A 23467-nucleotide genomic window follows, 5' to 3' on the forward strand; every position below is an offset into this window, starting at 1 on the left:
TGTGTGCCGCGCCTGCTGTCGTACGGAACGCCGGGAACGATCAGTTCGCCGGCGTTTTTTCATTCCATATCTTCAACATATCGGGCGATGCTTCCGAGCGGATGCCGTTGTCCGTCAGCACCGATTCCGTCGCCGCCAGCATGTCCTTGCGCGGCACGACCACCATTTCCGCATCGCGCTGCTGGAAGCGGAACGTCAGCAATTCATCCGTCTGGTCGCGCAGCAAGGCCACCAGGTGCGCCAGGCTGCGCACGCGCACGCCATTGACGGAATCGACGACCGAAAAGAAACGGGTACTGTAGCCATTCATCAGCTTGTGCGGGAAGAACGGCGCGGCGATCACCACCAGCTCTTCGCGCTCGCTATCGGGCGCATCGCCGCGCCGCGTGACCAGTGGGTTGCCGGCAAAACTCATGCCGCCCAACATTGCCGGGTTGCCATTTGGCGCGGCCATGAATTCCGTGCTGGCGCGCGAAAACACCATCGGGCCGAAAATGAAATAGGATGGGTAATTGCCCTGCAGGCTGGCAATGAGCATCGGGTGCGCCGCCGAGACGGGTACCTTGATTTTCAGGGGGGCGCCCTGGCGCACCACCGTCAACGGCAATTCGCCGTCTTTCGCCAGCTGCTGCACCCGGTACTGGAAGCGCACGCGGCTGTTGGCATTCAGCTTGACCATGCCCTGGTTGTCGATGGGAAATTCGCCGATATGCGTGATGACATCCCACTCCTTGAGCGGATAGGCGGCGTCCTTGCTGGCCGGCGTCATCACGACGGCGCCCTCGACACCCTTGGCCAGCTTCAGGTAGGTGCGCAGCGCGGGATTTTCCAGCGTTTGCGTCACGTCACGCATGGCCGGCTTGCCCTGGGGCGCACCACTTTCCTGGTCGCGCAGGAACAGCTCGATTTCCTCGTTGGGGATGATGTAGCCGATGTTTTGCGCATTGAGCATGCCGGCAAAGGCCAGGCCGATCATCTTCTCGCCCGCAATCACAGGGCCACCGCTATTGCCCGGGTTGATGGCCGCATCGATCTGGATGCGCAAGCCGGAGACGGGGAAGTTGTAGCGCACGAATTCGATGCGCGAGACGATGCCCTTGGTGATCGACAGCGAGGTGCCGCCCGTCGGATAGCCATACGCCAGCACGGCATCGCGCACGTCCGGCAAGACATTGGCACGCGGCACGGCTTTGTGGCTGGCGAAAAAACTGTCGTCGTCGATCTTCAGCAAGGCCAGGTCCATGCCGCGCGAGATGGCCAGCACGGTCGCCGGTATCTTGTCGCCCGCGCCATTCGCCTGAATCTGCACCTGGCTGGCATAGCCGACCACGTGCGCATTGGTGAGGATGCGGCGGCCTTCGATGACGACGCCGGAGCCCGTCACCTCTTGCGGCGCGGCCTTGCTCCAGGGTTTATAGGGGTCCGGCCCGCGCAGGGTGGAAAACACCTTGACGACGGAATTTTCCAGGGCGGAAGCGCTGGGGCTAGCGCTAGCGGCGGTCTCGGCGGCCAGCGCCCGTACCGTCATCAAGGGGGAAAAAGAAAGGGCCAACGCCAGGAAGGCGCGGCCCATCAGGGTGAAGCACGGACGAGTTTTCATTGAGCTTGTTGGCAATGGAAGGGAAGCAAAATTATATATTGAATAATTGCAACTTCATTACACTTTGTCCATCTTTGCCCGAAGAAGTCCTCTAATCAGGCAGGCAACGGTGCCACGCCCAAGGCGGGCACGGCCGTCTGCGCCCCATTCATGACCATGGCCAGGAAAGTGTAGTAGCCATTGATACCCATCAAGTCGACCACGCCGTGCTCGCCGAACAGGGCCAGCGCGCGCGCATACGTGGCATCGCTGACGCGCTTGTTCTGCTGCAACTCGATGCAAAAGTCGTGCACGGCTTGCTCGTCTTCTTTCAGGGCAAGCGGCGCGCGCCGCGCGGCAATGGCGTCCACGGCCGCCTGCGCGATGCCGTTCTGCACGGCCAGCGGCGCGTGGATGGCCCACTCGACTTGCTGGTCCCACTGGCGCGCCGTCACCAGGATCGCCAGCTCCGACAGCCGCGTGCCGATGGCACTGCGGTAGCGCAAATATTCTCCCATGCGCTGCGCCGTTTCCATCAGCTCGGGGCTGCGGATCAGCGGCACGAAGGGGCCGTACAGGGCCCCGCGCGGACCGTCGATGATGGCTTGCGCAGCCGCGCGCTGCTGGACGTCGAGCCGGTCCAGCGGCAGCGCGGGCAAACGGTCGATATCGCTACCGGCCATCAGGCAGTCCAGGCGACCACGTCCTGCTGCTGTTCACCGAGGCCGGGGATGCCCAGGCGCATGCTGTCGCCTTTTTTGAGGAAACGCTGCGGCTTGCGGCCCTGGCCCACGCCCGGTGGCGTGCCTGTGGCGATGACGTCGCCCGGTTCCAGGGTCATGAATTGCGACAGGTAGCTGACGATCTGCGCCACCGTGAAAATCATGGTTTGCGTATTGCCGGTCTGCATGCGCTTGCCATTGACTTCCAGGTACAGGTCCAGGTCTTGCTCGTCGATGACTTCATCGCGCGTCACCAGCCACGGGCCGATGGGGCCGAAGGTGTCGCAACCCTTGCCCTTATCCCATTGACCGCCCCGCTCCAGCTGGAACGAACGCTCGGAGATATCGTTGACGACGCAATAGCCGGCCACGTATTTCAGCGCATCCTCTTCGCTCACGTATTGCGCGCGCGTGCCGATGACGACGCCCAGCTCCACTTCCCAATCCGTCTTTTTCGAGCCTTTCGGCAACACGACATTGTCGTCCGGACCATTCAGGCAAGTGATCGCCTTCATGAAGACGATGGGTTCGGCGGGAATCGGCATGCCGGACTCGGCCGCGTGGTCCGCGTAATTGAGGCCGATGCCGATGAACTTGCCGACTTTCGCCAGCGGCACGCCGAAGCGTGGATTGCCGCGCACCAGGGGCAGCGTCTTTTCGTCCAGCTTGGCCAGCTTGCGCAGGGCCTTGTCGGACAGTTGTGCACCGTCAATATCGGCAATCACGCCGGACAGGTCGCGCAGTTTGCCTTCTTCATCGATCAGGCCCGGTTTTTCCTTGCCTGGACGTCCATAACGAACGAGTTTCATAGTCTTCCTTGGAGTTGATCATTGCCGCTGTGCAGGCTGCCATTTTACCGGATGGCCCGGCACGCCTGTAGCGGCGAATGAAAAACATCGCAAGTCCCGGCAGTTGGATGGCCGCCAGCACGCCAAACGCCACCTGGTACGCTTGCGGCGGGTACTGCTGCAAGCTGTTCAGGGGCCAGCAGCCGAGGATCAGGCCAAAGCCCGCCTGCACCAGGAAGGCGCCCGTAAAAATGAGCAAATTGAGGCAGGTGGCCGCCCTGCCCGTCAGGCTGGCCGGCATGCTTTGCGCGACGATCGCATATTCGAGGCCCGTTACCGTGCCCAGCAAGGTAAACAGCACGGACAGCACGGGCAGGCTGGGCACGACGTTACACGCCATCGCCACTTGCACGGCGACAAACAGGACGATGCCGGCGGCCGCCACTTGCATGGGTTCAATTGCATGCCGCCCAGCCCACTCCGTCAGCATGCCCATGCCGATGGCGCCGAAGATGACGGCCGCCATGCCCAGGTACAACAAATATGCCACGCTATCGTCGGACATGCCACCCACGTCGGCCAGCCAGCGCCCCACCCACAAGCCCTGCACGCCAAAGAACACCGTGTGCGGCAGCAAGATCAGCGCGATGGTGCGGCGAAAGCCGGGATCGCGATACACGCTCCAGACGTTGACCTTGCTCACCGAGTGCACGGTGGCAGGCCTGGGCATGGCCGGCGACAGCAGGCGGATCAGCACGCCGATGGCCAGCGCCGCCAGCGCCAGGCCCAGAAACACGCCGCGCCAGTCCGTGTAGTGCAGGGCCAGCTTGACGGGCATGGTGGCCGTGGCCGCGCCCAGGCCGCCCACGGCGATCAGGTAGCCATGCACGGAAGGCAGGCGCGCGGGCACAATGGCGCACGAGATCGCTTTCACGGCGGCCATGAAACAGCCGCCCAGGCCTGCCCCCATCAGCGCGCGCGCCCACATCAGCTCGGCAAAGCTGTGGCCCCGGCTGAACAGCCACACACCCAGGGCCGCCAGCGCCAGCAGCCACAGTTGCACCGTGCGGGGGCCGTAACGGTCGAGCGCCATGCCGATCGGCAGTTGCACCAGCGCAAAGGCGAGAAAAAAGGCGCTGGTCAGCAAGCCCAGCTGCGCTGGCGTCAGGGCGATAGCGCCCAGCAACTCCGCCGTCAGCACGGCATTCACGCCACGCAGCAGGCACGACAGGTAATGCCCCAGCGCGAACGGCAGGAACACCAGGAAAAACACGGCCACCCCGCAACGGGCAGGCGCACCGGCGGCGTGCATGCTCAGGCGGCCTGTGCCAGGCGGATGATTTTGTGCGGCACCTGCGGCACAGGTTCATCCGTTTCAAAGAAAAACTTGTCGTGGCCGAATGCGGGCTTTAAATCGTCCATCCACGTCGCTTCCGCATCGAACTTCGCATAAAACGGCCGGCGCACCCAGTCCGGGTTGCGCGCCTGCAAAAATTGCAGGGCAAACAGTTTTTCGCCATTGATGCTGACGATGCCATCGATGACGATCTTGCCGGGGAACGCGCTCATGGAGGGCCCGCGCACCGTGCGCGACAGGCCGGACACCATCTGGTAGGCGGCCTGGAAGATTTCATGTGCCTTCGCCAGCGGCAATTCGAAATAGCCGCGCGGTCCCGTGTCCCGTTCGACAAACATGTAATACGGAATCGCCCCCAGGCGCGTGCCCGTCTGCCACAGCTCGGCCCAGCTAGCCGGGTCTTCATTGATGTGGCGGATCAGCGGCCCCTGCATGCGCAAGGTGGCGCCCGTGGAGACGATGCGTTTCACCGCTTGCTGGGCGATATCCTGGCGCAACTCGACGGCGTGGCTGTAATGGCCCATCACGGCCAGGTTCTTGCCCGCCTTGACGATGCGCTCGAACAGGCGCAGCAAATCGTCCGCATCGCGGTCAGAGACAAAACGCTGCGGCCAATACGCCACCGCCTTGGTACCGATGCGGATGTTCTGGATGTGTTCCAGGCCCGGCGCCAGCAGCGGCTCCAGGTAGGCGGCCAGTTGCCGCGTGTTCATGATCATCGGGTCGCCGCCCGTGATCAGCACATCCGTCACCTCCGGATGCAGTTTCAAGTAGGCGGCCAACTCATGCGACTCGCGCGCATCGAATTTCATGTCATCCATGCCGACGAACTGGGGCCAGCGGAAGCAGAAGGTGCAATACGCGTGGCATGTCTGGCCCGCGCTGGGGAAAAACAGCACCGTCTGCACATATTTATGCTGCAAACCGCGCACGGGTGCATCGTTGACTTTCGGCACGTTATGCGTCATCTGTCCGGCCGGATGGGGATTCATGCCCAAGCGCAAGCCATGCACATAGGCATCGATGGCAGCCTTGTCCCGCTGCACCAGCACCAGGTCGCGCAAGTGCGCGTACTGCTCGGGCGGCAGCATGTCGCGGTGGGGAAAAACGAGGCGGTAGATGGGGTCGTCAGGAATGTTGTTCCAGTCGATCAGCTGGTCAAGCACATAGGCATTGGTGCGAAACGGCAAGACGTGCGACACCACTTGCACGGCTTCGCGCTGCTCTTCCGGCAGCCATTCCCACTGCCGCGCCTGATGAATGGTTTGCCGCGTATACGGCTTGAACTTGGGTGAAAACGGCTCGGTAATGAGTGCGGACACGATCGGCTCCTTGCCAATAAATAGCGATAACTTTCATGAAATTGACCCTATATTGACCAATTCCAGCCTCTTTCTCCCACAGGCCATGCCAGCTCGGCATGCTGTGAAAGTCATCATAATTCTTGCCATCTGGAACCAAATTGCTACACATCAACAAGCATTCCGATACGTTGTTCGCTGCCTACAAGCAACACCTTAGTTTGTTCCATCGCAATTTGATGGGACCGTCGACGACGTAAATTACGGCTTGGCAATACATCCCTCGATTCTCACAAGGAGCTGTCATGAAACGCTTATTCACGGGTAGCCTGCTGTGTCTGGCATTTGCCGGCGGCAGCGTCAATGCCGCCGTCGAACCAACGGAAAAAGACGCCATCGCCATGGCTGAACGGGGCGCCGCCTTCATGAAGGCGCATGGCAAGGAAGAAATGATGAAGAAAATCACGGCGAAAGACCCCGACTTCGTGCAGGGCTCGCTGTATGTGGACATGCGTGACATCAAGACGGGCATCGTGCTGGCCCACCCCATCAATCCTTCCATCGTGGGCAAGGATTTGACGGATGTGCCTGATGCGAATGGCAAGAAATATCGCCGTGAAATCATCGAGCTGGCGCAAAAGCAGGGCAAGGGCTGGGTCGACTACCAGTACAAGAATCCCACCAGCGGCAAGATCGAGCCGAAGACCACGTACATCCTGCGCGTCAACGACGTGGTGCTGGAAGCGGGGATCTACAAAAAATAAGGCAGGGGCGGCGCACACGAACGCCGTGCGCCGCCTGCGGTTGGAACAGCCATAGCCAGGAGTCAAGCATGCTCAATCAATTACGCATCGGACCAAAATTATTGCTGGCGCCCGCCCTGGTCTTGCTGCTGCTGATACTCAGCTCGAGCGGCGCCTGGTATGGCATGGTGCGGCAAAATACCTCGCTGGAAAACATGGTGCTGGTGCGCATCGCGCATCTGAAAGCGGCCGCCGACGTCGTCGGCGAGGCCAAACATGTGCATGGCAATATGTACCAATTGCTGTCGTGGACGAATGGCAGTTTCGCCAAGGCCCGCATCGACGCGCTGGAACAACAGATCAAGGTGCGTCACGCGGCCATCGGCACCCAGCTGGCCACACTGCGTTCCACAGCCACGGGAGCCGAACGCACCTTGGTCGATGCCGCCATCACGGCCCTGGCCGGCTATCGCAAGGCCGTGCTGGAAACCATGGAAATGGCGCAGATGGATCAGTCGATCGCCACCAATTCCATGCTCAAGGCGGAAACGCAATTCGGCCAGTTCAATACGCAGCTGGCGCAGCTGTCGGCCCTGGAAACGACGCTCAGCAGCCAGGCCCATGCGACGGCCAGCGCCGAGTTTCGCAACCTGGGCTGGAGCCTGCTGCTGACCGTCATGCTCTCCATCCTGGCCTCCATCGTGGTGACCATGCTGGTGCGGCGCGCCATGCTGCTGGAAATCCGCGGCATCGCCGACGCCGTGCAAGACCTGGCGGCGGGCAAGCTGATCGCCGGTGCGCCCAAGCAAGGCAATGACGAGATCGCCGCCACCTCGCGCGTGCTGGATCAGACCATCGCCCACCTGAACCAGACCTTGCGCACCATCATGGGCGCCGTGCAATCGATCGACACGGCGTCGCGCGAAATTGCCACCGGCAATCTGGATCTGTCGGCGCGCACGGAAATGCAAGCCAGTTCGCTGGAAGAAACGTCGAGCGCCATGGAAGCGCTGACGCAAGCCGTCAATGACAACGCCGACAACGCCCAGCTGGCCTGCGAGCTGGCGGGGCAAGCCTCCACCCTGGCCGTGCAAGGGGGAGAGTCGATGCAGCAAGCGGTGACGACGATGGCGACGATACGCGCCAATTCGCGCCAGATCGTGGATATTATCGGCGTGATCGATGGTATTTCCTTCCAGACCAATATCCTCGCGCTGAACGCCGCAGTGGAAGCGGCGCGCGCGGGCGAGCAAGGCCGCGGCTTTGCCGTGGTGGCGTCCGAAGTACGCACCCTGGCGCAACGCTCGGCGCAGGCGGCCAGGGAAATCAAGACCCTGATCGCCACCTCCGTCACTACCATCGATGGCGGCAGCGTGGCCGTGCAGCAAGCGGGCGACAGCATGGGCGCCATCGTGGCCTCGGTGCAGCAAGTCAATGCCATCATCCAGCGCGTCAAAGAGGCCAGCGCCGAGCAGGCCTCGGGCATCACGGAAGTGAACCAGGCCGTCACGCAAATGGATGACGTCACCCAGCAAAATGCGGCCCTGGTGGAACAGGCGGCAGCGGCAGCGGCCAGTTTGCAGGACCAGGCCGTCAAACTGTCGGCGGCAGTCAGCGTGTTTACCCTGGACGAGCGCCCGGCAGCGCCGAGCGGCCATACCGAAGCAGAAGCGTTCCGGCATCCGGCCAGTGCGCAACAGGAGCGGCGCGCACTGCACAGCCCGCTGCGCGGCAAGTCTGCCCAGCGCGGCGCAAGCACGGCGCCACAGCGCCGCCGCAGCTAGGCGGCTGGTGCGCGCATCGGTTTGCTCAGATAGCGCGAGCCGGCCAGCACGAAGCGCCACGGCGTTTCCATCGCCTTGGAAATGCCGATGCGCGGCCCCGCTTGCACCGTCACGTCATCCTCGCGCGCCAGCAGCATGAACGGCGGCGCATCGAGCGCCAGCCGGTTATGCATCTGCGTGACACCTAGCGCCTGGCACACCTTGCCCGGGCCCGAACACAACTGCCGCAGTTCCTCGACGCCGCGACGCTCGCGCATGCGGTCAAGGCCCGCCAGCGGCTCGATAGCGCGGATCAGCACGCCCGCCCCATGCCCCGCTTCGCGGCAGACAAAGTTCAAACACCAGTGAATGCCGTAGGAACGGTAGACATAGGCGCGCGCGGGCTGGCCGAACATGGCGGCGTTGCGCGGCGTCATGCCGGCATACGTGTGCGAAGCGGGGTCCAGCCGGTCATACGCTTCCGTTTCCACGATGCGCCCACCTACGCCGTCGACCAGCACGCTCACGCCGATCAGCTGGCGCGCCACGCTGCAAGAATCGTCCGCAAAATCGATACCGGCCAGGAGTTTTTTCATGCGGTAATTGTACTGCCGCGCTTCCCGGCGCACGCCTTGCCCTACCTTAAAAACAAGTAAAGCTTAATCTTTTGCTCACCAAATACGGGCAGGACAGCGTCGTAAAATGACGAAAATAGCGTATGGACAAGGTCAAAACGGGGATTTTTTCCAGAATATATTGTCGAGATGAACTATTGCCACGCATAAACAGCGATAATCGTTGGGCACTGCGCCAGACGCTCATGAAGCGGGCAGCGGCAGCGCGCGACAGAATAAGCACCGGGCACAAAAATGATGATGAAAGCGTGATGATGAGAGCGGCAGCGCCAAAGCAGGTAGTGCAGGAAGATCCGGTCGACGCCTTGATGCGTTCCATCCGCATTCCGCCACGCCCCAGCCTGCTGGTCGACTTGCAGCGCGAACTGGCCGAAGCCGACCCGTCGCCGCGGCGCATCGCGCGCATCATCGCCGACGATGTCGGCATGTCCGGCGCCCTGCTGAAACTGGCGAATTCACCGTTCTATGGCGCCGCGCGCAAGGCCAAATCCGTCGAGCAAGGCATCAACTTTCTCGGCATCAACCAGTGCAGCGCCATGATGACGGGCTTGCTGGCGCGCCAGGCGCTGGAAGCGGAAGGCGTGGAACTGACCAACTTCTGGGATGTGTCGGCCAAGCGCGCGCGCGCGCTGGTGTTTACCTCGCGCAAGTTGCGCATCGCCCCGCCCGACATTGCCCACACCTTCGGCCTGTTCTGCGATATCGGCGTGCCCCTGCTGATGAACCGCTTTCCCGACTACGTCAAGACGTACGCGGCAGCGGCCAACGATGCACACAATTGCTTTACCCGCCTGGAAGACGCGCGCCACCAGACCAACCACGCGGCCATCGGCTGCTTGCTGGCGCGCAACTGGGGCCTGTCTTCCGATGTCTCCTGGGCGATTTTGCACCACCACGACTACACGGTGCTGGCGGACCCGTCCACGGACGACGCCATCCGCTCGCTCGTCGCCCTGTCGCTGCTGGCCGAAAAGGGCATTCAGCGCTACCATGGCAACAGTACCTCGCTGGAATGGGACAAGGGCGGCGAACTTGCCTGCCAGCATCTCGGCCTGTCGCAGGAAGAAGCCGCCGACCTGCTCGACGAGCTGCACGAGATGTTCGATACCGACCATTGAGGTATCAGGCGGCCGCGTCCGCCTGTATGATCCGTCCCGGCGCCTGGCAGAGCCCTGGCGCCCGTTTCCGTTTGCCTGACCGTATTTCTTAACCTGTTGATCGCCATGCCCAAAAATAAGCGCCCTGTCCCCCGTAAATCCGCCAACACGCCTGAAGACAAGGATGAGTCCGTCACGCGCATGCTGTGCACGATGGCCCTGAACCTGGCGGAGCAGGAAGACAGCGAATCGCAGGGTACGGTGCTGGCCGAGCAAGCCGTCGAGTTCGGCCGCCTGATCCGCAAGGCCTTGAATCAAAAGAAGGATGAAATCCTGTACGACGCTATCGAGCGCGCCAAGTACGAAGACGTGGGCGCCTACCAGTACCTGCGCAGCCATATCGAGGAAGCGGCCTCGATTTCCGTGATCCGCCGCGACAATGCCCCGGCCATGGAAATCAACGCCTTCGTCGTGCCCCTGCTGGTGCAAAGCACGGGCGGCCTGCAGGAAGCGGATAGCTTCCAGGACCAGGACGCGTTCGAGGCGTTGGTAAAAAGTTTTCAACAGGCAGAACTGGAAAGCCCCAAGGCCAAGGTGGTCTTGATGAGCCATGCCTACGACCTCGATGAAATCGACCGCATCACCTATAGCCATCTGCACGAGATGGTGCGCGATGCGTACTCGTCGATGACAGACAAGAAAATCGTCGCCACGCCGGGCCTGGAAAGCAGCATCGTCGGCTGGAACGAAACGGCCTTCGGCCCGCAAGACACGGCCATCGAACTGCGCTTCCTGCTGGGCTTTGCATTGAAGCGCGTGGACGACCCGTTCTATGCGGAACCAAAGGATGAAGCGGCGCTCGACGCCTGGTTCGACGCGCGCCTGGCCCGCTACCAGCAGTGGACGACGGAAGTGGGCGACCTGGTGAAACGCTGCCTGGCACCGGCCGGCAGCGCCCTGGAAGTGAGCTTCCTCTACCAGGATCTGTTCCACGGCGGCAAGGAACAAGGCATGAGCGAGTACGCGATGCTGCAGATGATGTCCGGCATCAACCACGCGCTGGCGGAAAACAACGTGGATGCCGCAGAGGTGTCGGTGGTCGTCGGCCCGGCCGATGAGCACGGCGAAATGCTGTTGCGCGTCAATGTCAGCACGGCGGGCGGCGCATTGCTGCACAGCGCCGACAAGCCGCTGGATCTGGCCGCCGACCTGCAGGACGAAGTCGACGATATCTGCGATGCGCTGGCCACCATCGGCGTGACGCAATTGTCAGTGGCGTTGAAATTCGACGCCAAGGGACAGCCGCTGGAAGCGCAGCCGTACGCGCCGGTGTAAAGTCCCCCCTCGCCGTCCGTCACCTCGACAAGCGGAAGTTATCAAGATACCATCTCCCGTTAGCGTGCGACCAGCCTGGCGCACCTTCCGGAGATGCGCATGCCCCAGCCGCAACTGATCAATATCACCACCCATGTGCTGGCCGGCAGTGCCGCCATCGGCTTGGGGCTATTCCTGGTGGCGACCGCCAAGGGCACGCCGCAGCACCGCCGCCGCGGCAGGCTGTTCGCCTGGCTGACCTTGCTGGTCTGCGTCACGGCTGCCATCGGCAATCTGCTGTTTGACTATCGCCCCGTCTTTGCCGTGCTGACCGTACTGGTGCTGTACCAGTTGCTGAGCGGCTGGCGCGCCGTCTACACGCGCGAGGCCGGTCCGCAAGCCGTCGATGGCGCGATGACGGCAGCGGCGCTGGTGGCGGGCGGGCTGATCCTGTTGCGCCTGCTGCACGATACTTCCGGACAGCAAGCCATCGTCGTGCTGTCCTCGCTGGGCGGCCTGGCCACCATCCTCGTCTATGACGGCGCGCGCTGGGCCTTTCCCCGCCGCTGGCATGGCGTGTTGTGGCGCTATGAACACATCTACAAGCTGCTCGCCTCGCTGTTCGCCATGCTCTCGGCCGCCGCGGGCAACCTGCTGCGCATGGGCCAACCCTGGACGCAGCTGGCGCCATCCCTGCTGGGCTTGATCTGCATCGCCTGGTTCTGGCGCCACCAGTACCGTCAGGAACAGGCACGCCGCCTCATGCACAGGGCCGCTGTCTGACATCCCCTATCAGTTACGCAAGGCCAGCCAAGCCTGCAATTTCTGCGCATACGCCAAGGTGTAGGCGGGACTGCTCGACGGCAAACTGACGATGCGGTAGCGCTGCGCGTGCTCGCCCAGCACCTTGATGCCCAGCTTCGCGGCCGTGCCGCCGTTGAAAGCGATCGTCTGCAGCCGTGGCAGGCTGGCGGCCAGGGCCACCAGGTCGTTATCGTCGCGGGCGCGGATATTACTGTCCAGGCTGCCCGCGCGCTGCGCCTGCGCCACCACGTCCCACAAGCCCACGCCGTGCGCCAGCAAGGTTGCCAGACGCTCTTCATAGGGCAAGCTCTTCAACTCCACGCCCAGCACTTCGCCCAGCAGCAGCCAGAACTTGTTTTGCGGATGTGCATAATACTGACTGTGCGCCAGCGATTTTTCGCCAGGCAGGCTGCCCAGTATCAGCAAGCGCGTATTGGCGTCGACGACGGGATCGAAACAGCGCTTGCGCGGGTCGGCAGCAGCGTCTGGCAAGAAGGCAGGGCTATTCAAATGAGATGTCCAGAAGGGAAAATGAAGGGCCATTTTACCCGGCCACGCGACGGTGTAGAATTCCCGGACAACCATCCCCCCACAAGAGACCGCCCATGCGCACCATCGACACCCTGCTGGCCCAGTATGGCGAAAGCCACCGCAACCACGTCAATGAATGGGTGCACATCGTGTGCGTGCCGCTGATCGTTTTCAGTCTGCTGGGGCTGCTGTGGAGTGCGCATCCCAGCGTGGCGCTGCTCGGCAGTATTCTCGCCTTATACTATTATTACAAGCTGTCGCGTCCGTTTGCGGCGGGCATGCTGGCGATCCTGTCCATCATGCTGAGCCTGCTACTGATGATGCCGGCGCTGACCATCCTGCCCGTGTCGCTGGCGCTGTTCGTGCTGGCCTGGATAGGCCAGTTCATCGGTCACCAGATCGAAGGCAAGAAACCGTCGTTCCTCGACGATGTGCGCTTTTTACTCGTGGGTCCGCTGTTCGTGCTGGGATTCTTGTATCGGCGCCTGCGGCTGGCGTATTGAGCGGCAGGTGGCCCCTTGGTCACGCGGAACCGGTAACAGATTTTTACTATTCGCAACTAGTTATCTGAGGCGAGTGTCCTTATGATAAGTCAGCATCTTTACTGCCGGTCGACGCAATCGGCAACTAACTTTTGTCCAAGGGAGTCCTACATGAAAGCACCAATTATTGCAGTGGCATTGCTCGCCACCCTGGCCGGCTGCGCCGTACAACCGAACTCGGCGAATGTCTACAATGCGCGCCAGGCGCAGAACGAACAATCGGTTCGCATGGGTACGGTTGAATCCGTGCGCCAGGTAACCATCGACAAGGGCGAAACGGGCACGGGCGTGCTGGCTGGCGCGGCACTGGGCGGCGTGGCCGGTTCCGCAGTCGGCGGTGGCAAGGGCGCCATCGCGGCCACCATCCTCGGCGCGGTTGCCGGCGGCATGGCCGGCAAGAGCATCGAAGCGAATGCCTCGAACAAGGCCGGCCTGGAAATCACCGTGCGCCTGGACAATGGCGACATGCGCGCCATCGTGCAGGACGCGGACGAACTGTTCCGCCCGGGCGAACGCGTGCGCCTGCTGTCCGATGGCCGCAAGACCCGCGTCACGCATTGATCTGCTTGCCGGCGCATGCGCTCAGCCGAATGCGCCGGCAGCGAGCAAGGCAGACGGGTGCAGCCAGATGGCAATCACAGCGGTCACAACGACATACACAAGCAGGCTCCAGACTTTGATCTGCAGTGAGGCTGGCATGGCGGCTCCCTTTCAAAGAGGCAATTCAGAAAATATTTACTTGATAATAAAGTAAATATTTTCATAAATTCAACATTTTCCAGAAGCACTGCGCTGGCTCAATGCCCGGGTGTCTCCTGACCGCTCTTTGAGCAAGCTCGACCAAGACTCGCCATCCCCGCGCGATGCCCGTATACTTGCGCGATGTCCTCTCCTATCCTGTTCATCATTGCCTGCCTGATCTGGGGCTCCACCTTCTGGGCCATCACCTTGCAGCTGGGCGATGTCGCCCCCGCCGTTTCCGTGGTCTACCGCTTCGGCCTGGCTTCGGCCACCCTGTTTGCCTGGTGCGCCCTGCGCGGCGACACCCTGCGCCTGCCCTGGCGCGCGCAAAAATGGATGCTGTTGCAAGGCTTGGCCTCGTTTGCCCTCAGCTATGTGTGCACCTACAGCTCGGAGCAATACCTGGTTTCGGCCCTCGTCAGCGTGCTGTTCGCGCTGATGGTGTTCTGGACGCCCTTGCTCAACCGCATCGCCTTCGGCACGCCGATTACCTGGAGCACCTGCTGCGCGGCGTTTGTCGCCATCTGCGGCATCGTGCTGCTGTTTTACCAGTCCATCGGCGCGGCGCTGCACGATATTCTCGGCGGCGGCAAGGGGCACTTCCTGCTCGGCTTTATCCTGGCGCTGGTGGCCACCATTTCCAGCACGGCCGGCAATGCGCTCGTCATGAAAGTGCGCGAACATTCGGGTAACGTGATGCTGACCATGGCCTGGACCATGTTGTGGGGCACCTTGATGGTGGCCGCCTGGGCCATCGCCACGGGCCAGTCCTGGCAGTTGCCCACGCGCCCCAGCTACTGGATGGGATTGGTATATCTGGCCATCTTCGGCTCGGTGATCGCCTTCAGCGCGTATTTCACGTTAATCGCCCGCATCGGCACGCAAAAGACCGTGTACATCGGCGTCGTCACGCCCGTCATTTCCGTACTGCTGTCGGTGCAATTCGAACATTACCGGCCCGCCCCCATCGAATGGGTGGGCATGCTGCTATGCCTGTCCAGCGTGGCCTGGGCCCTGACCTCGGGCGCGCGCAAGACAGCTGCCGTCGCCTCCATTTCCACCACTCCATCAGCAAAGGCAACATGAGCACCTCTTCCTCCCTCGCCATCCGTCCCGCCCAGGAAACCGACGTGGCCGCCATCTTCGGCATGATCCATGAACTGGCCGTGTTTGAAAAACTTGAACACATGATGATCGCCAAAGAATCCATGTTGCACGACAGTCTGTTCGGCAAGCACCCCGCGTGCGAAGCGCTGGTCGGCGAGGAAGATGGCGAGGTGGTGACGTTCGCCCTGTTCTTCCATAATTTTTCCACTTTCCTGTGCCGCAAGGGACTGTACCTGGAAGACCTGTATGTGAAGCAATCGGTGCGCGGCAAGGGCTATGGCAAGCAGATGCTGGTGGCCCTGGCGCAACTGGCCGTCGAACGCGATTGCGGCCGCTTCGAATGGTCGGTGCTGGACTGGAATGAAAACGCGATCAACTTCTACAAGGGCATGGGCGCGGACGTGATGCCGGACTGGCGCATCTGCCGGGTCGCTGGCGATGCCTTGACGCAATTGTCGGCAGGAACGCCGAAAGCGGCCTGATTAGAGGGGAAACGATAAGGAGAGGGAACTGTAGCGAGCGGATGCGATTTGTGGCCGAGAAGCGGAACTGTACGCTAGGTACAGTGAGCATCGCAGGCCGCAAGGCGCGCCGCGCAGTAAGTTCCCAAAAAAATCCCCGCGGGCTAGCGGCACCGCGGGGTGAACCCATTGTCAAGTGGGAGGGGGAGAATGCAATCAACGGTTATCAATATAAACGCTACGACTCGCCAACGCGTCGACCTTTACATTTGCTTACCGGGCCTTACATTTGACTTAAGTCCGCGAACCAAGTGTCGCTCGGAGGACACTGATTATTTCCGTGGTTCAATCAACGTGCCATGCAAGCCGATATGTTGTTGCGCAACCCCACTGCCACCCTGCGCATTTTTATAGATTTGGTACACTGTCAGGCAGGCGATGCAGCCAGCAACCACGGCAAAAATGACCATGCGACGCTCCTTGAGTTTTTTGTAGGTATCAGGGAAAACAGAGCCTGCGGCCGATGATGGCCAGGCAGGGAAGATTCAGTGTGGCATCTTCTGCTGGTGGGGCATTGCGCAATATCAAACGCGTCAACGTGACGGCGCGCTGGCGTTTGATGCGACGCAAAATGGCGGCAATGCGCTCACACACAATGAACGAATCAATGAACGAATCGCATACGGGAGCCACATCATGAATGTCTCTGCCAAACCGCTCGTCATGAAAATCTACCGCGCCTACCTGCGTTCCCGCCTGGAACGCTACACGCGCGACTTGCAAGCCATCGCCGAACAGCGCGAAAACGACTTCCAGGCTGAACGCATCCTGCACCAGGCCGTCGTCTCGGTGCGCTCCAAACTGCATTCGCTGTGATGCCCTCAGTGCTGCCGGCCGGCCACCGCCCAGCGCTCCACCAGCTCGAACAAGCCTTGCGTCAGCAGGGCCAGCACGGCTGCGGGGATCGCGCCGGCCAGCAGCATGTCGTTGTCGTTCAGCGCCAGGCCGATGGTGATGCGTTCACCATAGCCGCCCGCGCCGATGAAGGCGGCGATGGTGGCCGTGCCCACGCTCATCACGGCGGCCGTTTTCACGCCCGCCAGCATCACGGGCAGGGCCAGCGGCAAGTCCACGTGCAGCAGGCGGTCGCGCCGGCTCAAGCCCAGCGCCAGCGCCGCCATGCGCAAGCCGTGCGGCACCTGCAAGATGCCCGTGCACGTGTTGCGCACGATGGGCAGCAAGGCGTACACGAATAGGGCCACCAGCGCCGGCACGGTGCCGATCATGCCCAGCACAGGAATCAGGATCGCCAGCAGGGCCAGGGAGGGCACCGTCTGCAGCACACCGACGAAGGCCAGCACCGTTTGCCGCAGCGGCGCCGAAAACGCCGCCAGCACGCCCAGCGGAATGCCGATCAGGCAGGCCAGCGCCACCGACAGCAGCACCAGAGTCACATGCTGGCGCGTCAGTGTCCACAGATCATCGCCGATGATTTTATCGAGCAGCTTGCTGCGCGCGGCGCTCGGTTTGCTGGCCTGCGTGCCGGAGGCCAGCCACTGGTGCGCCACGTCAGAAAAACTCTTGCCATCGATTTCCACTGCCGCATTCATGGCGATCATGTCGCCCTCGCTGATGCGCCCCTGCAGCCCTTGCAAGGCTTGCCAGGCGGCGGGAAAACGCGGCGGCAAGTCGAGCCGGTACAAGAGCATGGCGTCGTAGCGGGGAAAATACTGCTGCGTGTCGGTCAGCACGCGCAAGCCGTACTGGCGAATCTTCGCGTCCGTTGAATAAATGTCGATCACGTCCACCTGGCGCTGCGCCAGCGCTTCATAGGCGATACCGTGATCGAGCCCGCGCGGGCGCTGCGGCAAGCCATAGCGCGCGGCCAGGCCCGGCCAGCCATCGACGCGGCCGATGAATTCATGCGACAGCCCAAACTTCAGGGCCGGGTGCTGCGCCAGCTGTCCCAGGCTGGCGATGGATTTTTCATCACCGCGCATGGCCAGCGCATAGGTATTATTAAAGCCCAGCGGCACGGCCACGCCCAGCCCCAGCGCCGCCAGCTCGCGCCGCATCTGTTCCAGATCAATGGCTTTGTCGTGCTTGAGGATTTCGCTGGCGATCGTGCCCATGTATTCGGCATACACGTCGATGCTGCCCGCCTGCAGCGCGGCGAGCACGATGGCCGTATTGCCCAGTCCCTGGCGGTGCTCCGTCCTGACGTGCGGCGCGGCGCTCTGCTTGACGATTTCACCGAGAATATACGATTCCGTAAAACGCTTCGAGCCCACCTTCAAGGTGCCACCGTCCATGGCAAGGGAGGACATGGGCACGGCGGCGAAAACTAGCAAGAACAGCAAGTAAAACGGCAAATAAGCAGCACGCACGCGGCGCTCCAGGACGAATGATCAGTCCGGCAAGCTTACCACCGGCGCGCGCCAGACACCGCCGTGCACCACGCCCGCGCACGGGTTCAGGCCCAGCGCATACGCCAGGTCGGCCGGGCGCGCGATGCGCCACAGGGCGAAATCGGCGCGCTTGCCCACTACCAGGCTGCCCGTTTCATGCTGCAGGCCCAGCGCGCGCGCCGCATGGCAGGTAGCACCGGCCAGCGCTTCCTGCGGCGTCAGCCGCCACAGCGTGCACGCCATATTCATCGCCAGCAGCAAGGACGTCATGGGCGAGGTGCCCGGATTGCAATCGGTGGACACGGCCATCGGCACGCCGGCCGCGCGCAAGGCCGCGACAGGCGGCGGCTGCGTCTCGCGCAAAAAATAATACGCACCCGGCAGCAGCACGGCCACCGTGCCGTGGCGCGCCATGGCGGCGACGCCCTCGTCCGACAAGAACTCCAGATGGTCAGCCGACAGGCCGCCGTAACTGGCCACCAGGGCCGCGCCGCCCAGGTCCGACAGCTGCTCCGCATGCAATTTGACGGGTAAGCCCAGCGCCCGCGCCGCCTCGAACACCCGCTGCGTTTGTGCCAGCGTAAAGCCGATGCGCTCGCAAAACGCGTCGACGGCGTCAACCAGGCCATCGCTGGCCAGCCGGGGCAACATCTGCGCGCACAGCAGGTCGATATACGCATCGGGCTGGCCCGCATATTCGGGCGGCAGCGCGTGCGCGCCGAGGAAGGTGGTGCGCACGGATACGGGCAGCTGTTCGCCTATCCTGCGCGCCACGCGCAGCATCTTCGCTTCGCTGTCCGCAGCCAGCCCGTAGCCGGACTTGATCTCCAGGGTGGTCACGCCCTCGGCCAGCAGCGCCAGCACGCGGGGCAGGCTTTGCCGCAGCAACTCGTCGTCGCTGGCCGCGCGCGTGGCGCGCACGGTGGACATGATGCCGCCGCCGGCGCGGCTGATGTCTTCATAGCTGGCGCCATTCAGGCGCGCCTCGAATTCGTCGCTGCGGTTGCCCGCGTGGACGATGTGCGTATGACAGTCGATCAGGCCGGGCGTCAGCCAGCAGCCCTGCCCATCGAGCAGCACCGCGCCGCTGGCCGGTAGCTCGTCGCCGGGACCGAACCAGGCGATGCGGCCATCCTTGACGGCGATGGCCGCGTCCAGCAGCTCGCCATAGCCGTGCTCCATGGTGGCCAGGTGGACGTTGTGGATGACCAGGTCCCAGTCTTGCATGGTGTTTTCCTTCCTAGATGAACAGATCGACGCGGAACACGGCCGTACGCTGCAGAGCTTCCAGCCGCCATTCCTGCGCATCGTCGGCATCGAGCAGCAGCGCGTCATGGCGGGCCAGCGCGAACTGCTGGTCGCTTGCGCGCGCCAGCACGGGCCCCTCGCCGGCGACGAACAGCAAGGTGGCTGCGCTGCGCCGCGCCAGCTTGCCCGGCGCCGTGATTTTTTCCAGCTGGTGGCGGCAGCGGTCACGCCGCGTCATCACGTTGAAATCCGTCGTGACGCCTTTCACTTGCGCGGACACGGCCGCCTCGCCTGGAAACCACAGCATCGGTTGCGCCGCGCTCAAGGTCACCTTGCGCGTGCCCTCAAACGTCAGCTGCACGCTGTCGCCATCGACCAGCATCAGACTGCGGTCGATGCCAGGAAAGCTGGAAAACGGCCCACCGGCCGTGATCGTCGCCAGGCTGATACGCCAGTCGAAGTCGTCGAAGCCGGCGCCCAGGGGAGCAATGGCGATTTCCGTCGTACTGCCGCCGCCATTTTTCCACGGCGCTGCGCGCAGGCATTCGTGCGGAATGAAGGTCGCCATCAGAGCGCTCTCAGTTGCGCCAGGGTGCGCTTGTAGGCAGCCGCGATGGCGTCCTGCGCCACGTGGCGCCCGCCGCGCACCTGCCACTGGCCGCCGCACAGCACGTCGCGCACCAGCTTGTCGTTGCCGCAGAAGATAAAACTGCCCAGCACATCGGCGATGGCCACGCCGCACAGATTCACATGTGCCTCGTCGAGCACCAGCAAGTCGGCGCGGCAGCCCGGCGCCAGGGCACCGAGCTTGCGTCCGGACGCCTGCGCGCCACCGCGCAAGGCGGCCTGCCACAGGTAGTCGCCCACATGCCGCTCATCGGGTGTAGCGGCGACATTGCGCTGCTGGCGCTGCAAACGCTGGCCATATTCAAGCCAGCGCAATTCTTCCACCGGCGACTGCGATACATGGCTGTCGCTGCCGACGCCGAAGCGCCCGCCGGCGGCGATGAATTCGGCCAGCGGGAACAGGCCGTCGCCCAGGTTCGCTTCCGTCGTCGGACACAGGCCAGCCACGGCGCCGCTGGCGGCCATCAGCGCCACCTCGTCTGGCTGCACATGCGTGGCATGCACGAGGCACCAGCGCGCGTCGACATCGACCTGATCATACAGATACTGCACCGGGCGCCGGCCGCTGTAGTCAACACATTGGCGCACCTCGCCCTGCTGCTCGGCGATGTGAATGTGAATGGGGCGCCCTGCCGGCAGCGCTTGCGCCACTGCGCGGATCTGCGCCACACTGGCCGCGCGCAGCGAGTGCGGCGCGAAACCCACCTCCACCTGCCCGCCGCGCTGCGGCGCCAGCGCCTCGATGATGCGCAAGACATCATCCGCATCGGTGCGGAAGCGCGCCTGCTCGGGTTTGAGGGGTTGTTCGCCGAAGCCCGCATGGCTGTACAGCACGGGCAGCATGGTCATGCCGATGCCGCTGATGTGCGCCGCGGCCAGCACCCGTTCCGCCGTTTCTGCGGGACGCGCATACAGCGCGCCGGCCGCATCGCGCTGCAGGTAGTGGAATTCGCACACGGCCGTGTAACCATGGCGCAGGCATTCCGCGAACAGCTGCGCGGCGATGCTTTGCATCTGCTCCGGCGTGATGTGGCGCGCAAAGCGGTACATCAGGTCGCGCCAGGTCCAGAAACTTTCCACCCCATCGCCAGCGACTTCCGTCATGCCCCCCAGCGCCCGCTGGAACGCATGCGAATGCAGGTTGACCATGCCGGGCAAGATATATTCGGCCACTTCCACGCCGTTCGGCAACGCGGCGTTGTCCGTCGCCGCCGTCAAATCGCCGGCCGCGTCCCATTCCAGCAGCACGTCTCGGCGCCAGCCTTGCGGCAGCAGCGCATGGCGCGCGAACAGACAGCCGCTCAACGCGCCACCCACGCCACGGCCGCTTCCATCATCTGGCGCAGCAGCGGCTGCACTTGCGCGGCCAGGTCGGGACGGTAGCCAAACGGCGCCGCTTCATCCATGCCAGGTTCATTCATGTACAGGCACTGGCACATCTCCAGCTGGATCGCATGCACGCGGCCTGCCGGCTGGCCGTAATGGCGCGTGATATGACCGCCCTTGAAGCGGCCATTCAGGGCAACCGTAAATTGCTCCTGCGCGCGCGCGATATCGACCACGGCGGACGTCAGGCCGCTATCGCAGCTGACTCCATCGGCCGTGCCGAAGTTCAGGTCGGGCAGCTTGCCCTCAAAAAAACGCGGCACGTGCGAGGCGATGGAATGGGCATCCCACAGCACCACGGCGCCATGCACGCGCAGCAAGCGGTCCAGTTCCCCGCGCAGTTGCGCATGATACGGCGCCCAGTAGCGCTGCAACCGGCGCTGTACGTCGGCCGCATCGGGTTCGCAGCCGGCCAGGTACAGCGGCTCGCGATGAAAGGTATCGTTGGGCAGCAAGCCCGTCGTATCCTGGCCCGGATACAGATTCGTGTCTTCCTGCGGGCGGTTCAAGTCGATTGTGTAGCGCGACCAGCGCGCCGACAGCACGGATGCATCCATCTCCTGCAAAAAACCATACAGCTCGCGCAAATGCCAGTCCGTATCGGCCTTGATCAAGGCCTGCGGCGTCATGCGCGCGGCGATATCATCGGGTATGTCGGTGCCCACGTGGGGCATCGACACCAGCAGCGGGATGCTGCCTTCGTTGAAGCGGAAATCCATGCTTGTCTCCTTGCGCCCGCTCAGGCGTACAGCGGGGCGAACAAATTCTTGCACTTGCTGCTCAATTCACCATGCAGCACCATCTGCTTGGCCGCTTCGATATCGGGCGCGAAAAAGCGGTCGGCGTCGAAGAACGGTACCTTCTGGCGCAACTGGTGATGCACGTGTTCCAAGTGCGGCGAGGTTTTCAGCGGACGGTGGAAATCGATGCCCTGCGCAGCAGCCAGCAGCTCGATGCCGACGATGACGGCCGTGTTGTGCGCCATGTCGTCCAGGCGGCGCCCCGCGAACGTGGCCATGCTCACATGGTCTTCCTGGTTGGCGGACGTGGGCAGGCTATCGACGCTGGCCGGATGCGCGAGTGACTTGTTTTCCGACGCCAGCGCGGCGGCCGTCACGTGGGCGATCATGAAACCGGAATTGACGCCCGGATCGCGTACCAGGAACGGTGGCAAGCCGGACAAGGTGGCGTCGATCAGCAGCGCGATGCGACGCTCGGCCAGCGCGCCAATTTCGGCGATCGCCAGCGCCAGGGTGTCGGCCGCAAAGGCGACAGGTTCGGCGTGGAAGTTCCCGCCCGAGACGATTTCCGCCTGTCCGCCGGGACCATCCTGGAAAATCAGCGGATTGTCCGTGACGGCATTGGCTTCGATCAGCAGAGTACGGCCCACATTGCCGATCAAATCGAGGCAGGCGCCCATGACTTGCGGCTGGCAGCGCAGGCTGTACGGGTCTTGCACGCGCTCGTCGCCTTCCAGGTGCGAAGCGCGGATGGCGCTGTTGGCCACCAGTTGGCGGTACATCTGCGCGGCCAGGATCTGCCCCGGCTGTCCGCGCACGGCATGCACGCGCGCATCGAACGGCGCATCGCTGCCCTTGGCCGCATCGAGCGACAGCGCGCCCGTGACCATGGCCGCTTCCAGCAGGCGTTCGGCCATGAACAGGCCATGCAGCGTCAGCGCGTTCGACACCTGCGTGCCGTTGATCAGCGCCAGGCCCTCTTTCGCCGCCAGCACGACCGGCGCGATGCCCGCCTGCGCCAGCGCCTCGGGGGCCGGCATCAATTCGCCATTGACGCGCACGTCGCCCACGCCCAGCATGGCCAGGGTCATGTGCGACAGGGGCGCCAGGTCGCCCGAGGCGCCCACGGAACCCTTGGCGGGAATGGCCGGCATGATGCCCGCGTTGTACAGGGCGATCAGGGTGTCGACGATCAGCGGGCGCACGCCGGAATAGCCGCGCGCCAGGCTGCCGATCTTCATCAGCATGATCAGGCGCACGACGGCGTCCGACAGCAGTTCACCCGTGCCGACGGAATGCGACAGGATCAGGTTGCGCTGCAATTGCTCCAGCTTTTCATCGGGGATACGCGTCTTGGCGAGCAGGCCGAAGCCCGTGTTGATGCCGTAGGCCGCATCACCCTTGGCGACGATGGCTTGCACGGCCGCGGCCGACGCCTCGATGACGGGATACGCCTCGGCGGCGAGTATCAGTTTGGCGGGTGCGGCCCAGACGGCGCGCAGATCGCCCAAGGTCATCGCGCCCGGTTTCAGGGTCCAACTTTTGGCGTGCTGTGTCATAGTCATTCGAGTCT

At 63.1% G+C, this 23467-nt stretch carries 24 protein-coding genes; 10 read left to right on the forward strand and 14 right to left on the reverse strand.

Annotated elements, in window-relative coordinates; translation table 11 throughout:
* Nucleotides 1–40: 40 nt before the first annotated feature.
* The 5 genes from ACP7EG_RS12085 to ACP7EG_RS12105 form a co-directional block, all read right to left on the reverse strand.
* Complete coding sequence (locus tag ACP7EG_RS12085; protein ID WP_426087786.1) at nucleotides 41–1600, reverse strand: trypsin-like peptidase domain-containing protein; 1560 nt, start codon at nucleotides 1598–1600, stop codon at nucleotides 41–43.
* A 95-nt stretch (nucleotides 1601–1695) separates the two neighbouring features.
* Nucleotides 1696–2262, reverse strand: coding sequence for a carboxymuconolactone decarboxylase family protein (locus ACP7EG_RS12090; RefSeq protein WP_426087787.1), 567 nt, complete (start codon nucleotides 2260–2262; stop codon nucleotides 1696–1698).
* Nucleotides 2262–3110 carry a fumarylacetoacetate hydrolase family protein gene (locus ACP7EG_RS12095; RefSeq protein WP_096237933.1) on the reverse strand — a complete coding sequence of 283 codons (849 nt, stop codon included), beginning with the start codon at nucleotides 3108–3110 and terminating at the stop codon, nucleotides 2262–2264. The genes ACP7EG_RS12090 and ACP7EG_RS12095 overlap by 1 nt, the downstream gene beginning before the upstream one ends.
* Complete coding sequence (locus tag ACP7EG_RS12100; protein WP_426087788.1) at nucleotides 3055–4401, reverse strand: MFS transporter; 1347 nt, start codon at nucleotides 4399–4401, stop codon at nucleotides 3055–3057. Before ACP7EG_RS12100 ends, ACP7EG_RS12095 begins: the two co-directional genes overlap by 56 nt.
* Nucleotides 4402–4403: 2 nt before the next feature.
* Nucleotides 4404–5768, reverse strand: coding sequence for a KamA family radical SAM protein (locus ACP7EG_RS12105; RefSeq protein WP_426087789.1), 1365 nt, complete (start codon nucleotides 5766–5768; stop codon nucleotides 4404–4406).
* 284 nt (nucleotides 5769–6052) lie between these two features.
* Between ACP7EG_RS12105 and ACP7EG_RS12110 the strand changes: the two genes are divergently transcribed.
* Nucleotides 6053–6511 (forward strand): cache domain-containing protein, encoded by a 459-nt coding sequence (locus tag ACP7EG_RS12110; protein ID WP_071075415.1) that lies wholly within the window; start codon nucleotides 6053–6055, stop codon nucleotides 6509–6511.
* A 68-nt stretch (nucleotides 6512–6579) separates the two neighbouring features.
* On the forward strand, nucleotides 6580–8274 hold the full coding sequence (locus ACP7EG_RS12115; protein WP_426087790.1) for a methyl-accepting chemotaxis protein: 1695 nt from the start codon (nucleotides 6580–6582) through the stop codon (nucleotides 8272–8274).
* Here ACP7EG_RS12115 and ACP7EG_RS12120 read toward each other — a convergent pair.
* Nucleotides 8271–8849, reverse strand: coding sequence for a DNA-3-methyladenine glycosylase (locus tag ACP7EG_RS12120; RefSeq protein WP_426087791.1), 579 nt, complete (start codon nucleotides 8847–8849; stop codon nucleotides 8271–8273). The two genes, ACP7EG_RS12115 and ACP7EG_RS12120, sit on opposite strands and share 4 nt — an antisense overlap.
* A gap of 290 nt (nucleotides 8850–9139) precedes the next feature.
* On the opposite strand from ACP7EG_RS12120, the gene ACP7EG_RS12125 reads away from it, so the two are divergent.
* The 3 genes from ACP7EG_RS12125 to ACP7EG_RS12135 all read left to right on the forward strand — a co-directional run bounded on the left by ACP7EG_RS12125 (nucleotide 9140) and on the right by ACP7EG_RS12135 (nucleotide 12082).
* Complete coding sequence (locus tag ACP7EG_RS12125) at nucleotides 9140–10006, forward strand: HDOD domain-containing protein (protein ID WP_426087792.1); 867 nt, start codon at nucleotides 9140–9142, stop codon at nucleotides 10004–10006.
* 105 nt (nucleotides 10007–10111) lie between these two features.
* Nucleotides 10112–11320: a hypothetical protein gene (locus ACP7EG_RS12130; protein ID WP_426087793.1), complete on the forward strand. Its 1209-nt coding sequence runs from the start codon at nucleotides 10112–10114 to the stop codon at nucleotides 11318–11320.
* A gap of 99 nt (nucleotides 11321–11419) precedes the next feature.
* On the forward strand, nucleotides 11420–12082 hold the full coding sequence (locus ACP7EG_RS12135) for a hypothetical protein (protein WP_426087794.1): 663 nt from the start codon (nucleotides 11420–11422) through the stop codon (nucleotides 12080–12082).
* Nucleotides 12083–12091: 9 nt separating this feature from the next.
* Here ACP7EG_RS12135 and ACP7EG_RS12140 read toward each other — a convergent pair whose 3' ends face one another.
* The gene (locus ACP7EG_RS12140) at nucleotides 12092–12613 is read right to left on the reverse strand and encodes a DNA-deoxyinosine glycosylase (protein ID WP_426087795.1); all 522 of its coding nucleotides are present in this window, start codon (nucleotides 12611–12613) and stop codon (nucleotides 12092–12094) included.
* 95 nt (nucleotides 12614–12708) lie between these two features.
* Between ACP7EG_RS12140 and ACP7EG_RS12145 the strand changes: the two genes are divergently transcribed.
* The 4 genes from ACP7EG_RS12145 (at nucleotide 12709) to ACP7EG_RS12160 (ending at nucleotide 15506) form a co-directional block, all read left to right on the forward strand.
* Nucleotides 12709–13137: a DUF962 domain-containing protein gene (locus ACP7EG_RS12145; RefSeq protein WP_426087796.1), complete on the forward strand. Its 429-nt coding sequence runs from the start codon at nucleotides 12709–12711 to the stop codon at nucleotides 13135–13137.
* 150 nt (nucleotides 13138–13287) lie between these two features.
* Nucleotides 13288–13737 (forward strand): glycine zipper 2TM domain-containing protein, encoded by a 450-nt coding sequence (locus tag ACP7EG_RS12150; RefSeq protein WP_282407835.1) that lies wholly within the window; start codon nucleotides 13288–13290, stop codon nucleotides 13735–13737.
* A gap of 321 nt (nucleotides 13738–14058) precedes the next feature.
* Complete coding sequence (locus ACP7EG_RS12155) at nucleotides 14059–15003, forward strand: DMT family transporter (RefSeq protein ID WP_426087797.1); 945 nt, start codon at nucleotides 14059–14061, stop codon at nucleotides 15001–15003.
* Nucleotides 15000–15506 (forward strand): GNAT family N-acetyltransferase, encoded by a 507-nt coding sequence (locus tag ACP7EG_RS12160; RefSeq protein ID WP_141170797.1) that lies wholly within the window; start codon nucleotides 15000–15002, stop codon nucleotides 15504–15506. Before ACP7EG_RS12155 ends, ACP7EG_RS12160 begins: the two co-directional genes overlap by 4 nt.
* Nucleotides 15507–15817: 311 nt before the next feature.
* Here the strand turns inward: ACP7EG_RS12160 and ACP7EG_RS12165 are convergent, their stop codons facing one another.
* Entirely contained in the window at nucleotides 15818–15955 is a 138-nt protein-coding gene (locus tag ACP7EG_RS12165; RefSeq protein ID WP_157751284.1) for a hypothetical protein, read from the reverse strand.
* Nucleotides 15956–16181: 226 nt separating this feature from the next.
* Here ACP7EG_RS12165 and ACP7EG_RS12170 point away from each other — a divergent pair, with 226 nt between their 5' ends.
* Nucleotides 16182–16361 (forward strand): hypothetical protein, encoded by a 180-nt coding sequence (locus ACP7EG_RS12170; protein ID WP_034746290.1) that lies wholly within the window; start codon nucleotides 16182–16184, stop codon nucleotides 16359–16361.
* A 5-nt stretch (nucleotides 16362–16366) separates the two neighbouring features.
* Here the strand turns inward: ACP7EG_RS12170 and ACP7EG_RS12175 are convergent, their stop codons facing one another.
* The 6 genes from ACP7EG_RS12175 to hutH all read right to left on the reverse strand — a co-directional run bounded on the left by ACP7EG_RS12175 (nucleotide 16367) and on the right by hutH (nucleotide 23453).
* Nucleotides 16367–17812, reverse strand: coding sequence for a glycine betaine ABC transporter substrate-binding protein (locus tag ACP7EG_RS12175; protein ID WP_426087798.1), 1446 nt, complete (start codon nucleotides 17810–17812; stop codon nucleotides 16367–16369).
* Nucleotides 17813–17893: 81 nt separating this feature from the next.
* Nucleotides 17894–19120 carry an imidazolonepropionase gene (gene hutI / locus ACP7EG_RS12180; RefSeq protein ID WP_426087799.1) on the reverse strand — a complete coding sequence of 409 codons (1227 nt, stop codon included), beginning with the start codon at nucleotides 19118–19120 and terminating at the stop codon, nucleotides 17894–17896.
* 13 nt (nucleotides 19121–19133) lie between these two features.
* Nucleotides 19134–19709, reverse strand: coding sequence for a HutD/Ves family protein (locus ACP7EG_RS12185; protein WP_426087800.1), 576 nt, complete (start codon nucleotides 19707–19709; stop codon nucleotides 19134–19136).
* Nucleotides 19709–21085, reverse strand: coding sequence for a formimidoylglutamate deiminase (locus tag ACP7EG_RS12190; protein WP_426087801.1), 1377 nt, complete (start codon nucleotides 21083–21085; stop codon nucleotides 19709–19711). Before ACP7EG_RS12190 ends, ACP7EG_RS12185 begins: the two co-directional genes overlap by 1 nt.
* Entirely contained in the window at nucleotides 21070–21873 is an 804-nt protein-coding gene (hutG, locus tag ACP7EG_RS12195; protein WP_426087802.1) for an N-formylglutamate deformylase, read from the reverse strand. Before hutG ends, ACP7EG_RS12190 begins: the two co-directional genes overlap by 16 nt.
* A 20-nt stretch (nucleotides 21874–21893) precedes the next feature.
* Complete coding sequence (gene hutH / locus ACP7EG_RS12200; RefSeq protein ID WP_426087803.1) at nucleotides 21894–23453, reverse strand: histidine ammonia-lyase; 1560 nt, start codon at nucleotides 23451–23453, stop codon at nucleotides 21894–21896.
* Nucleotides 23454–23467: the final 14 nt, after the last annotated feature.

The sequence above is a fragment of the Janthinobacterium sp. PSPC1-1 genome (assembly GCF_049897625.1).
GTDB classification, from domain to species: domain Bacteria; phylum Pseudomonadota; class Gammaproteobacteria; order Burkholderiales; family Burkholderiaceae_D; genus Janthinobacterium; species Janthinobacterium tructae.